General features: G+C 63.6%; 10 protein-coding genes and 1 pseudogene. 7 read left to right on the top strand and 4 right to left on the bottom strand.

Annotated elements, in window-relative coordinates:
* The 3 genes from Q319_RS0108520 (at position 1) to Q319_RS0108510 (ending at position 3,049) form a co-directional block, all read left to right on the top strand.
* Positions 1 to 414: a hypothetical protein gene (locus Q319_RS0108520; protein ID WP_029481849.1), complete on the top strand. Its 414-nt coding sequence runs from the start codon at positions 1 to 3 to the stop codon at positions 412 to 414.
* The gene (locus Q319_RS25455; protein WP_029481848.1) at positions 411 to 1,250 is read left to right on the top strand and encodes a PilW family protein; all 840 of its coding nucleotides are present in this window, start codon (positions 411 to 413) and stop codon (positions 1,248 to 1,250) included. The genes Q319_RS0108520 and Q319_RS25455 overlap by 4 nt, the downstream gene beginning before the upstream one ends.
* Positions 1,251 to 1,378: 128 nt before the next feature.
* The gene (locus tag Q319_RS0108510; RefSeq protein WP_029481847.1) at positions 1,379 to 3,049 is read left to right on the top strand and encodes a CTP synthase; all 1,671 of its coding nucleotides are present in this window, start codon (positions 1,379 to 1,381) and stop codon (positions 3,047 to 3,049) included.
* A gap of 4 nt (positions 3,050 to 3,053) precedes the next feature.
* On the opposite strand, the gene coaE is transcribed toward Q319_RS0108510, so the two are convergent.
* Complete coding sequence (coaE, locus tag Q319_RS0108505) at positions 3,054 to 3,683, bottom strand: dephospho-CoA kinase (RefSeq protein ID WP_029481846.1); 630 nt, start codon at positions 3,681 to 3,683, stop codon at positions 3,054 to 3,056.
* Between the two features lie 327 nt (positions 3,684 to 4,010).
* On the opposite strand from coaE, the gene Q319_RS0108500 reads away from it, so the two are divergent.
* The gene (locus Q319_RS0108500; RefSeq protein ID WP_029481845.1) at positions 4,011 to 5,306 is read left to right on the top strand and encodes a tetratricopeptide repeat protein; all 1,296 of its coding nucleotides are present in this window, start codon (positions 4,011 to 4,013) and stop codon (positions 5,304 to 5,306) included.
* A gap of 218 nt (positions 5,307 to 5,524) precedes the next feature.
* Positions 5,525 to 6,091 carry a CAP domain-containing protein gene (locus Q319_RS0108490; RefSeq protein ID WP_029481844.1) on the top strand — a complete coding sequence of 189 codons (567 nt, stop codon included), beginning with the start codon at positions 5,525 to 5,527 and terminating at the stop codon, positions 6,089 to 6,091.
* Between the two features lie 204 nt (positions 6,092 to 6,295).
* On the opposite strand, the gene Q319_RS0108485 is transcribed toward Q319_RS0108490, so the two are convergent.
* On the bottom strand, positions 6,296 to 8,002 hold the full coding sequence (locus Q319_RS0108485) for a helix-hairpin-helix domain-containing protein (RefSeq protein WP_029481843.1): 1,707 nt from the start codon (positions 8,000 to 8,002) through the stop codon (positions 6,296 to 6,298).
* 78 nt (positions 8,003 to 8,080) lie between these two features.
* Between Q319_RS0108485 and Q319_RS0108480 the strand changes: the two genes are divergently transcribed.
* Positions 8,081 to 8,611 (top strand): hypothetical protein, encoded by a 531-nt coding sequence (locus Q319_RS0108480; protein WP_029481842.1) that lies wholly within the window; start codon positions 8,081 to 8,083, stop codon positions 8,609 to 8,611.
* 48 nt (positions 8,612 to 8,659) lie between these two features.
* Here the strand turns inward: Q319_RS0108480 and Q319_RS0108475 are convergent, their stop codons facing one another.
* Both Q319_RS0108475 and Q319_RS0108470 read right to left on the bottom strand, forming a co-directional pair.
* Positions 8,660 to 9,871, bottom strand: a complete 1,212-nt coding sequence (locus Q319_RS0108475) for an acyl-CoA dehydrogenase family protein (RefSeq protein WP_029481841.1) — start codon at positions 9,869 to 9,871, stop codon at positions 8,660 to 8,662.
* A gap of 116 nt (positions 9,872 to 9,987) precedes the next feature.
* The gene (locus tag Q319_RS0108470) at positions 9,988 to 11,673 is read right to left on the bottom strand and encodes an acyl-CoA carboxylase subunit beta (RefSeq protein ID WP_029481840.1); all 1,686 of its coding nucleotides are present in this window, start codon (positions 11,671 to 11,673) and stop codon (positions 9,988 to 9,990) included.
* 867 nt (positions 11,674 to 12,540) lie between these two features.
* On the opposite strand from Q319_RS0108470, the pseudogene Q319_RS26955 reads away from it, so the two are divergent.
* Positions 12,541 to 12,742 (top strand): annotated as a pseudogene (locus Q319_RS26955) (IS4 family transposase); the annotation flags it as partial.

Genomic DNA, 12,742 nt, shown 5'->3' with positions numbered 1-12,742 from the left:
ATGGCGGGCCTGACCATCATTGAAGTGCTGGTGAGCATCGCCCTCCTGAGTGTGATCGTGCTGGTGGTTCTGACCCCCCTGACCGGCTTTTTTGGCCTGACCCGCCAGAGCAACCAGCAGGTCAGCGCCACTCAGGCGGCCCAGCGGGCGATGGAATCCCTGCGCGGTGACTGGCTGAGTCAGAGCAATTACGATAAGAATTGCCTGACGAATCCGGCGGTTCTGGATGGTCTGAATATCGAGATTACAGCTCTGGATGTGGATAACCAGCCCACAGGCACCCTGGGAAGACCTGGCACCTGTGGGGCAGTCATCAGTCAGCCACCGCTCAAGCGTGTGCGGATTACTCAGGTGGACCCCCAGAACAGCAATAAGCTGCTGGCCGAGCTGATTGTGGAAGTGGACCGCCGATGAAGCGCCCCTCTATCCAGGGCCTGACCCTGATCGAACTGCTGGTGGCCATCGCATTGGGGTTGGCCATCTTTCTGGTGGCCTCTAACCTCCTAGTTTCCTCGTCGCGCAGCGCCACGGATTTGCAGGGCCGCAACGAGTTGCTGGAGGAAAGCCAGATCGCCCAGAACTACATGGCCGCGCAGATTCGGGAAGCAGTGTATGTGTTTCCGGTGGGGACGACGATCACGCTGGGAGGTGGATACACGACAAGAAGACCGGTAACTGGAGACTGGAAAGTGGGCGATGCGGCGGCACCTATTGTGGCTTTCGTGCGCCCGCCGCAACTGCTGCCGAATCCCACTGGTCCACTGAGCGAGCAATGTACAGGAACAGCTTCTGGTGATATACGCCGCTGCTATAAATTCATCGCCTACTATCCAGTGAAACGCAGCGATTGGGTGAGCGGCGCAACCTCATTCAATAATCCAGGTGCGGACGAGATCAATAAAGACCGCTGGGTGCTGGTGGAGTATCGGAATAATTATGTTTCAGCGCCTGCGCTCTCCACACTGAATGTTCCTTCCTATAGCGCGGCAAGTGGGGGAGAAGGCCGCCTCCTCCTCGATTACGTCCAGCCCCAGCCACTGGCCTTGACGGGCACCCCACCGCTTTTCGAGGTAACCACTGCTGCGCCGCAGGCCCCAGGCAACACGTCCGTGACCATCAATCTGGCCCTGTCGCGGCAGGTGGGTGGGCGTGCTGTGACGGTGCCGGCGCGCAATGCTGCCACCACTGGGCCGCAGAGCGTGACGCCGCTGGTGGTCACGCCGCGCAACGTGGGCAATCTGGCTCCCTGAACGCCTGGGCCGGAGCGTGATACCATTAAATCCCGGAGGCCAAGCGCCCCGGTTTTTCTTTTTTGGCCCCGCCGCAGAACGTGTACAGGCCGCGTTCGGGGGGCAAAGCGCTTGGAGTGTGGGGAGCTATGAAATACATCTTTGTCACGGGCGGCGTGGTCAGTTCATTGGGAAAAGGCGTGGCGAGTGCCAGCCTGGGCGCGCTGCTGCGGGCGCGTGGTTACCGGGTCACGGCGGTCAAGATCGATCCGTACATCAACATCGACGCGGGGACCATGCGTCCCTACGAACACGGCGAGGTCTTCGTGACCGCTTCCGGGGCCGAGACCGATCTGGACATCGGCAACTACGAACGCTTCCTTGATCTGGACATTCCACCGGGCAGCAACATCACCACCGGGCAGGTGTATCAGGAGGTCATTCGCAAGGAGCGCGCCGGGGATTACCTGTCCCAGACGGTGCAGGTCATCCCGCACATTACGGACGAGATCAAGCGCCGGATCAAGGTGGCGGGTGAGGGTGCGGGCGCGGAGATCGTGCTGATCGAGGTGGGCGGCACCGTGGGCGACATCGAATCGCTGCCCTTTCTGGAAGCCATCCGGCAGTTCCGCTTCGATGAGGGCGACGAGAACGTGCTGTACCTGCACCTGACGCTGGTGCCGTACCTGGGCACGTCCAACGAGTTCAAGACCAAGCCCACGCAGCATTCTGTGGCCACATTGCGCTCGGTGGGCATCAGTCCCGACATCGTGATGGTCCGCAGCAAGGAAAAACTGCCCTCTGAGATCACGCGCAAGATCGCGCTGTTCACCTCTGTGCGCGAGAACCGCGTTTTCAGCAGCTTCGACGTGTCGCACGTCTACGAGGTGCCGCTGGCGCTGGAGGAACAGGGGCTGGGCAAGGCCGTGGAAGACCTGCTGAAGCTGGAGAGAGTGCATCCCAACCTGGGCGTGTGGACCAACGCCGTGCGGACCATCAAGCAGCCCACGAACGCCGTCACCATTGCGCTGGCGGGCAAATACACCGCCATGCCCGACGCCTATCTCAGTCTGCTGGAATCGCTGACGCACGCCGGAATCGCCAACGACGCCCGCGTGAACATCAAGTGGATCAACGCCGAGGAACTGGACAATTCCAGTGAGGAAGAGGGCGGCCTGGAAGCGCAACTGGGTGACGTGGACGGCATTCTGGTCCCCGGCGGCTTCGGCATCCGGGGCATCGAGGGCAAGATCCACGCTGCCGAGTACGCGCGCACGAACGGGGTGCCGTATCTGGGCATCTGCCTGGGCATGCAGATCGCCGTGATCGAATACGCCCGCAACGTGGCGGGCCTCTCTGGAGCCAACAGCACCGAGTTCGACGCTTACGCCCCCCACCGCGTCATCGACCTGATGCCCGAACAGGTGGAGATCGCCGGGCTGGGCGGCACTATGCGCCTGGGCGACTGGCCGATGGACCTGAAAGCCGACACACAGATTGCCAGGTTGTACGGCGTCCCGGACGGCGGCACCGTGCGCGAACGCCACCGCCACCGCTTCGAGGTCAATCCGGCCTACACGGAGCGTTTGCAAGACGCGGGCCTGATCATCAGCGGCGTGACGCCGGGGGTGGCGGGCCGGGGTGCAGGGCTGGTGGAAAGCATCGAGATTCCTGGCCACCCGTTCTTCGTGGCCCTGCAAGCCCACCCCGAATTCAAGAGCCGTCCGATGCGCCCCAGCCCACCCTTCGCGGGATTTGTGGCGGCGGCGCTGGCCCACAAGGGCCTCAGAGGCGAGACAGTGCAAAGCCTGACGGTCTAAACGTTTAAACGCGGCGCTGGGAGATCCCGAGGGCTTCCAGCGCCGCGTCCACCTGAGTCTCCAACTCCTCCACAGTGCTGCTGTTGTCGATCACAAAGTCGGCCTTCTGCCGTTTCTCGGCGGCGGGCGTCTGGCGGGCGTCTCTGGCCAGGACTTCTTCGCGGGAGAACTGGCTGCGTTCCATCACGCGCGCCACGCGCAATTCCAGTGGGGCGTCCACCACCAGCACGGCGTCCATGCTGGTATTCAATCCACCCTCGAACAGCAGGGGAATGTCCTGCACGGTCCACTGCGCGCCGTCCGCCACGGCCTGCTGTTCCAGCGCCGCCATGCGGGCGCGCACGCGTGGGTGGACAATCGCGTTCAACTCGGCCAGCCGTGCCGGATCGGCGAAGGCGACGGCGGACAGGGCGGGGCGGTCCAGCACGCCTCCCCTGACCGTGCCGGGAAAGGCGGCCTCGATCCGCTCCAGCGTTTCCAGTTCCTCCGTGACCAGCCGGGCCTGGGCGTCGGCATCCAGTACCGTCAGTCCGTGTGCGCGTAGCAGGGCCGCCACAGTACTTTTGCCCGCGCCAATGCTGCCGGTCAGGCCCAGACGGCGGAGCGGGGCAGGGAAGGAGGCGGAATCGGTCATGGCCGTGACTATAGGGCCGTGGCTGTATGGGGCGGCAACACAGCGCAAAGGCGATCCGGTGGCCCATCAGCCCCGCGTCAAATGGATGGCGGACACTGCGGCCAGATGAAGTCCCCGCGCGCTCTGCACCGCCTTTCTGCTGCTTTCCCTGTTGCTCCCCTGACTCCAGGCTCTCTCACTGGCACTTCACCCCCGCGCGCCTGGCACTCCCGTATCATGCCGGGCGTGTCCCATGACGATCAGGACGTGGTTTCGGATGGCCAGGAGGGATCGGCACAGTATGATCTGTGGAACTTACCCCACCACCAACCCACGGAGGTTTTCCAAGTGAATCGACGCACGAGTATTTCCGGCCTGCTGTTCCTGGCCGCCGCACTTCTGGCCGCACCGGGCCACGCGCTGGCCCAGGCCCAGACGCCGCCGCCCGCTCCGGTTCAGCCGCCGCCCGCACAGACTGCGCCTGTTGTGCCTGCACCCGTCACACCTGCGCCTGCCGCACCGGCACCCACTGCCCCCACCTTGCCTGTTCCCACCGTGCCTGCGCCCACCACTGCGCCCCTTCCTGTGCCTGCGCCAGTGCGTACCATTCCAGCGGCCAACTACGTGGCGCAGGGCGTGTTCAATTACGAGCAGGGCAAGTACGACGAGGCGTATGTGGCCTTCCGCGCCGCCTCCGAACTGGACCCTAAAAATGTGGACGCGTTGCTGGGGCTGGGGCGTTCGCAGGTCAAGCTGCGGCTGTTCGGTCCGGCGCTGGAGACCCTGAAAGCTGCGCTGGCGCTGGACCCGCGCAACCTGAACGCCTCGGTCTATCTGTCACAGGCTTACGTGCAGCAGTACATCGGCTCGGGCGATCCGCAGGCTTTTGTGGGCAACCTGCCCGAAGCGCTGAAGGTGCTGGACGGTGCCGAAGCCATTGCCAGGGCGCAGACGGGCAAACCGGGCGAGGTCAGCCTCAGCCGGATTTTTAATGACCGGGGCTACGTGTACAAATTGCAGGGCGACGCGGGCAAGGCCATCGAAGCCTTCAAGCAGGCCAACACCCTGAACCCCGACAACAGCGTGCTGCTGTTCAACCTGGGCGACATGTACTACGCCACCGGGGACCTGAAGGCGGCGCTGGACTACCTGCAACAGGCGGTGATCGCCGATCCGCGCGATCCCTACAACCGCGCGTATTACGCCAAGCTGCTCGCCCTGAACGGTGACACAGGGGCGGCCCGGTCCGAGGCGGCCCAGGCTGCCCGGCTGGCCCCCGCCAACGCTTACGCGGTGGGGCAGTACGGCGTGGTCAGCTATCTGGCCGGGGACCGCGCCACCGCCAAGACCCAGCTCACCCAGGCCGTGACCCTGGACCCGCTGCGCAACCCCGAGTTCTACTACTACCTGGGCCGCCTGAGCCTGGATGTTGGTGATCTGAAGGGCGCGCGCGATTCGCTGACCCGCGCCGCCTCGCTGGGCAGCCGCACCCCGGAATACTTGTACTACCTGGGCCTCAGCTACGAGCGCGGCGCGGGCGCGGTGGCTCCGGACCGCCTGAAGGCCCGCGACAACTACGAGCGCGCCCTGCAACTCAGCCCGGCATACAAGGCCGCGCAGGACGGTCTGGCCCGCGTGCGCTAGAGCGTCAGTCTGTCAAGAGGGGAGCCAGTGCCATGTGCATATGGCTCCCCTTTTCTGGCACGGGCTGGGCCTCTGGCGTGGGCTGGAGCATGTTTGCTACCATCTCGCTACACATCCCCTCTTCATCTTTTTCGCTGTCATCTCCTGGCAAGGCGGGCCGTCCTAGCCTGGAGAGAGTTCAAGATTCATTCCCCGGACCCTTCAAAAGGAGCTTTCTGATGCAGAACATCCCATCCTCTCCCCGTTTCCTGAGCGGCCTGCTGCTGACCTGTACCCTGCTTCTGACGGCCTGCGGTGGTGGGGGAACACCTGCCCCGGACAAGCAGGGCGGCGGAAAAGACACCGGACCATCCCCCAGTGCCGCAGAAGCCCAGATGCTTCAGGCGGTGAACACGGCCCGCGCCACAGCGCGCAAATGCCAGGGCAAGGATTTCGCGGCGGCTCCTGCCCTGGCCTGGAACGGGCTGCTGGGCAAGGCGGCCCGCGCCCATGCGCAGGACATGGCGGCGCGCAACTACTTTGACCACGTTTCACCAGATGGTGGAACCATGACCACCCGTGCCGAGGCCGCCGGTTATACCGACTGGAAGAAGCTGGGCGAGAACATTGCGGCGGGCTTCAACGACTCCCAGATTCCCGAGGCGATGAACGCCTGGCTGGAAAGCAAGACAGGCCACTGCGAGGCCCTGATGAATCCCGGGTTCAGGGAAGTGGGCTTTGGCTACGCTCCAGCCACGGGCGGTCAGTTCAATGCTTACTGGGTGCAGGATTTCGGCACGCGCTGAGAACCTTTAGCAGATCACTGTGAACGGGGCCAGCATCGGCGCGGCCCCTTTCTTCCTGGCTTGGACTCATTCGGACTCCGTCGGTAACGCGGCAGAAATCGTAAGAGCGCCGATTCCTGCACTTCACGCCCGGAACCCGTTTTTCTCCTTCTCGCTCTGCTCGGATTTCCGGGTGTTTTCAACACCCTTCAATCGGAGTCCGTATCAGCCCCGCGCTGCCCGCTGCCGCGCCACGAAGGCCAGAAACTCTGCCTGTCCCAGCGTGTTGATGACCCCATCCGGCCTCAATCCCGCCTTGCGCGCCACTGCCACGCCGAAACAGGTGTCGGACAGGCCGCCGGGAACGTGGGCGTCGGTGTTGATGGCAAACGTCAGGCGCTGACGCCAGCGCAGGACGTCGCGCCAGTCCAGGTCCAGACGGGCGGCGTTGGCGTTGATTTCCACCACCGTCCCGTTGGCCTCGCAGGCGGCCAGCACGGCTTCCAGGTCCAGTGCGTAGCCGGGGCGGCGCAGCAGCAGGCGGCCTGTGGGGTGGCCCAGAATGGTAATGAGTGGATGTGAGGCTGCCCGCACCAATCGGGCGGTCTGCTTCACCGGGTCCAGCGTGAACAGGCTGTGGACGCTGGCGACGACGTAATCCAGTTCCAGCAGCACGTCATCCGGGTAGTCCAGAGAGCCGTCGTCCAGAATGTCGACCTCGGCCCCGGCCAGCACGGGTAGACCTTCTGCCTGCAAAGCGCGGATTTCGGCGATGTAGGCGTGCAGGCGCTCGATGCTCAGGCCGTTGGCGTAGTGCGCGGCGCGGGAATGATCCCCAGTCCCCAGATAGTGTTGGCCGTGGCCCAGGCCCACCGTCGCCCCCACCATGTCGCGCACCGTCGCCGCGCCGTCGGACCAGACCGAGTGGGTGTGCAGCATCCCGCGTATATCCTCCACCGTGACCAGTTCCTCTGGCGGCGGCAGCGTCTGCCAGACCCCGTCATGTTCCGGTTCGCGGTATTCGGCGGGGCGCAGGGGCAGACCCAGGGCGTCGGTCACGTCCTGCTCCGTCGGCGTGGGGATGAGGATGCCGTCCTTTTTCAACCCACGTCCGGTGAGATCGAAGCCCTTCGCCTTTGCCTCTGCCCGCAGTTCCTCACGGTACTTCGCTGGGCCGCCCATCATCAGATCGAGCGCGCCGCGTGCCCCGGCTGGCGCGTAGGCGATTTCCACGGGCACGCCATCCACCCGGCCCGCCAGCACCGGCTTTTTTTCGACTGGGGCCAGGTCTTCCACTGCGCCCGCCAGCCGCGCCGACACCTCCTCAGCCGTGCCCGTCACCGTCACGCGGGCCACCCGCACGGTGTCCAGACCACGCCGCGCGTCGCCCGCGATTCGTCCGTCCAGATCGGCCAGCCGCGCCGCCAGCGCCCCCGAGATGTCCAGCCCGGTGCTGAGGCTCTGGCGTTCCTGCGAAGCCAGCGCGAAATCCACCGCCTCCAGAATGGTGGCCGCGCTTTTTGCCCCAAATCCCTTGGTCCCCGCCACCCCGCCGTTCTGTGCGCCCTCGCGCAGGCGTTCCAGCGAATCGAATCCGGCGTCCCATAGGGCGCGAATCTTCTTCGGCCCCAGCCCCCGCACCCGGAACAATCCCAGCACACCGGGGGGAATCTGGCTGGCAGCGTCCTCCAGCGGGCCGAAGGTGCCGGTCTGCATGTACGCGCCCAGCTCGGCGGCGATGTTCTTGCCCACCTTGGGAATGCCCGCAAAATCCTTTGCCGCCAGCTCGGACGCCTCGGCCTCCAGCCCCTCCAGGCTGCGGGCCGCGCTGCGGTACGCCTGCGCCCGGAAGGCTTCCTCGCCCAGCAGGTCCAGCAGATCGGCGGTGGAATTCAGGGCATGGACAAGGGATTTGCGGGTCAGGTCAGCCACACGGGCAGTTTAGTGCAGCCTGCCGTTCTTTTCGGTTCTTGCTTGCTGGACTGTGTCCATCCTGGGCAGAATACGGCCATGCCCCTGACCCTGACCCAGTTGCGAAAAACGGTTGCCGAGATGGACGCCCCCGAACTCCAGGGCCTGATTGAGGAGCTGTTCAAGGCCAACGTGACCAATAAACGTCTGCTCACGGCGCTGCTGGAAGGGGACTCGTCTGATCTGCTCGCCAAGCTGGACAGCGAATTGCTCAAGGCATTCCGGGACGAGGGCCGGATGCCCACCATGAAAGTCGGCGGGGCCAAAAAAGCGCTGGCTGCGTACCTGAAAGTCGCTTCACCCATACAGGCGCTGGACGCGGAACTGCGCTATGTGGAGGCGGGGATTCGCTGCCTGAACGCCTACGGCGACTGGCCGGAAAACAATTACAGCAGCATGGAAAAGGTCTTTGAATCTGCACTGAAGCGGGCGCGCACGCTGGACGCAGATGCGGTGCCGCACAAACGTCTCGCCGCGCTGGTCAAGGACGGAGACGGCTTTGGCTACGGCTTTTCCGATCAACTCCAGTGGCTTTACGATGAGTTCATGGAGGAGCTGGAAGAAGATTGAAAAAGGCGGGAAGCACAAGCCTCCCGCCCCTCTTTCAGCTTATTTGGTTCAGTCCGCGAAGCGCTTCAGCACGTCCCGGCTGATCACCAACCGCTGAACCTCATCGGTGCCCTCGCCGATGCGGGTCAGGCGGTTGTCGCGCCAGAAGCGTTCCACGGGGTATTCCTTGACGTAGCCGTAGCCGCCCAGCATCTGAATGGCCTCGTCGCAAGCTTCCACGCCCACGGTGGTGGCAAACAGCTTGGCGCGGGCGACGGGCGTGGTGAAGTTCTCGCCCGCGTCCTTGAGATCGGCGGCCTTACGAATCAGCAGGCGGGCGGCTTCCAGTTTGGTGTCCATATTCGCCAGTCGGAAGGAGATGTCCTGGTTGTAAGCAATGGGCTTGCCGAACTGCTCACGCCCCAGCGTGTACTTGGCGGCAAATTCAAAGGCGGCACGGCCCAGGCCCAGGCCCATCGCGGCAATGCCCACGCGCCCGCCGTCCAGCACCTTCATCACGTCCTTGAAGGCGTTGCCGCGCTCGCCCAGCAGAGCTTCGGCAGGCAGATGAATGTCTTCAAAAATAAGCTGCGCGGTGTCGCTGCTCCTCAGGCCCAGCTTGTCTTCCTTGCGGCCAATGCTGAAGCCCTCAACCTCGTCGCGGTTGAACACGAAAGCGCTGATGCCATCGTTCTTGCCCTTGCCCTCGCGTGCGGCGTCGGTGCGGGCCAGGATGACGTAGGTGCCGCCCACGCTGCCCTGCGTGATGAAGTTCTTGGAGCCGTTCAGTATCCACGAGCCGTCGGCCTGCTCTGCGGCTTTGGTCTGAAGACCGCCGCTGTCGCTGCCGCTGCCCGGCTCGGTCAGGCCCCACGCGCCCAGTTTCTTGGCACTGGCGAGGTCCGGCAGGAACTTCTGCTTCTGCTCCTCGGTCCCGCCGATCAGAATGTGGCCCTGACACAGCGAGTTGTGGCTGGCGACGGTCAGGCACAGCGAACCGTCCACTGCCGCGATTTCCTCGATGATCATGGCGAAGGTGGCGGTATCCAGCGCCGAGCCGCCATATTCCTCGGGCGTCTGCGCGCCCATGATGCCCATCTCGCCCAGTTCCTTGACGATCTGCATGGGGAACTCGCTGGTCTGGTCCCGCTCGGCAGCGCCCGGCTCCACCTTGTTCTTGAGGAAGGATTTGAGGGCGCTGACAATCGTGCGCTGATCGTCGTTCATGGGCTGGACGTTGGGGCTGATGGCGGCGGCTGAGCGTTCAAGGGTGCTGGTCATGGGTGTTCCCTCCGGGAATATCTGACAGTCTGAAAGTCAAACTGTCTAAAGGCTTAAGGACTGGGGGCGGATTGTTTTTGCGGTTTGCGGTTGGGTAGTTAGACCGTTTGACATCTTCAAACTTGAAACACGCCCACCCGCAGCTCGTCCTGATGCGGGTTGCCCGCGCAGGCGTCCAGCGCGCGGATCAGACGGTCACGGGTGTCGTTGGGCGGGATGATCTCGTCCACCCACAGGCGGGCGGCGGCGTAGCGGGGATCGAGTTCGGTATCGTACTTGGACTTGACCTCGTCATAGAGGCGTTTCAATTCCTCGTCGTCCGGTTCGTGCCCGGCGCGTTTGAGGGCCGCGAGTTGAATGTCCATCAGCGTCTTGGCCGCCGCGTTGCCGCTCATCACGGCATATTTGGCGCTGGGCCACGCGAAGATGAAGCGCGGGCCGAACGCCTTGCCGTTCATGGCGTAGTTGCCCGCGCCGAAGCTGCCCCCCGTGATGATCGTGATCTTGGGAACCACGCTGTTGCTCACGGCGTTCACCAGCTTCGCGCCCCGGCGGATAATCCCCTCCTGCTCGGAATCGCGGCCCACCATGAAGCCGGTCACGTCGGACAGGAAGACGAGGGGAACGCCCGCCTGATTGGCGTCCAGGATGAAGCGGGCAGCCTTGTCGGCAGAGTCGCCGTAAATGACGCCGCCCACCTCAATGCGTGTTCGCAACCCTGGCTCACCGCCCGATTTGAGCTTCTTCTTGATGACCGTGCGCTGGTTGGCGACGAAGGCCACCGGGTAGCCACCCACCCGCGAGAAGCCGCACACGATGGTCTCGCCGTATTCCGGCTTGAACTCGTGGAACTCGCCGCCGTCCGTAATAGAGGTGATCAAGTCGCGCACGTCATAGGTCTTGCCGCTTTCGAAGCCGACAATCTCGCTCAGGTCACGCCCGGACGCCTCCCGAACCTCCGCGCGGCGTCTGGCCCACGGGGCAACGTCGCCCTGCGCGTATAAGTCGGCCAGCGCCCGCACCCGCCGCAGGGCCGCGTCGTCGTCCGGCTCCTTGTAGTCCACGGTTCCGGCAATGGCGGCGTGCATGTCGGCCCCGCCTAGTTCCTCGGAGTCCACGACCTGACCGATGGCGGCTTTTACCAGCGCAGGCCCGGCCAGATACAGGCCCGAACCCTCGGTCATGATCAGGGTGTCGCACATGACAGGCAGGTACGCGCCGCCCGCCACGCAGTTGCCCATGATGGCGGCGATCTGCGGAATGCCCCGTGCGCTCATGCGGGCGTTCAGGTAAAAGACGCGCCCGAAATCGTCCTGATCGGGGAAAATCTCGTCCTGCATCGGCAGGTACACGCCCGCGCTGTCCACCAGATAGATCAGCGGCAGGTGGTTTTCCAGTGCGATGGTCTGCGCCCGGATCACCTTCTTGGCGGTGATGGGGAAGAATGCGCCCGCCTTGACGGTGGCGTCATTGGCGATGACCATCCACGGACGGCCTGCCACAGTGCCAATTCCGGTGACCACGCCGCCGCTGGGGCAGCCGCCCACGTCGGTGTACATCTCCCAACCGGCGAAGGTCATCAGCTCGTCGAAGGGCGTGCCGTCGTCGGTCAACCGGGCGATGCGTTCGCGGGCGGTCAGGCGGTTCTTGTCGTGCTGGCGGGCCTGTGCCTTTGCTCCGCCGCCTGCGTGAACCTTGTTCTGATCGGCCTCAAGGCGTGCCAGAGCCTCAGCCCATGCGGAGCTGACTGGCCCTGAATTGGCGGCAGACTGCGCCGGGGCGCTGGTGTCGGTTTCGGTCATCTGTGCCGGACAGTCTAACAAACGCTCGTTAGGTTGTGGGGCAAGGATGGGCACACTCTGGGGAGTGAAGACACGGTGAGGGCGGAGCTGCCGCGCTACGCTGGGGGAGCGGAAGCCACGCATGAGCAAAGCTGAAGAGAGAAGTTACGAGGACACGCGCACATTCATCACTTTTAAGGAAGTCAAGCGTGAACCGCGTCCAGAACAGACCGACGAGGAAATTCTGGCGTGAATGGCCCGCGAGATTCAGGCGGATAAGCGCACTCTGGACCTGCTGGCTGAACTTTAACGGTGGCCTTTTCGAAGGGATATTTTCACCGTCATCGTGGCTGGGATTTTCCAACACCCAGCTTTATCCATGCCGCGCACGACCGCATCTAGGCGTGATTGGGAGTGCGGCTTGAAAAGCTGTAGACAGCGCTTTCGGTGAAGATGCTTACCTCACCTTCTTCTCCGAAGCGGCGGCGATTGACTCCACGCTGGCCTATGACCACGGGTTAAGCGACGGCAAGAAGCGCACGGCGCTGGAAGTGATGTTGCTGACATTGAAGCGCAACGCTCCTCACTCCAACCCCTCGGAATGTGAGGTGGCAACGACAATGGTTTTGACGGCGATGGGACTGCTATCCATTGACGGGCTGCGAATCGTATTGACGCTGTGGTGCGGCATTGATCCCGCTGACGCTGAAGCCTGAAAAATCTATGCTGACAAAAAAACATCTGCCTCTAGAGCTGTCGTAAGGAGGCAGAGATTCACCTGTAACCGAATGATCAATGGTTCGGACAGTTTTGACGAAAAGTAGGGGTGGCCCAAAAAACGGGTCTCCGGTAGGGTGAGGTTCTCAAGCCCACACCCAAGGAGACCCAATGACTATTTTACCTGTGCTGCTCACCCTGCTCAATCTCCCCGCTGCCCAACAGCGTTTTTTCCTCCACCTGATGCCGGTGTGGCAGGCCATTCCTGGCCGAATCAATGCCCTGAATCTCAGCCGTTACAGCGGACTCCACGAACGTACCTTCCGCCGATGGTTTCAAAAGGCCCTCCCGTGGAATACGCTCCAATGGAGCG

The sequence above is a fragment of the Deinococcus marmoris DSM 12784 genome (assembly GCF_000701405.1).
GTDB classification, from domain to species: Bacteria; Deinococcota; Deinococci; order Deinococcales; family Deinococcaceae; genus Deinococcus; species Deinococcus marmoris.
The sequence above is the reverse complement of the archived record's forward strand: the minus strand, read 5'-3'. Positions and strand labels throughout refer to the sequence as shown.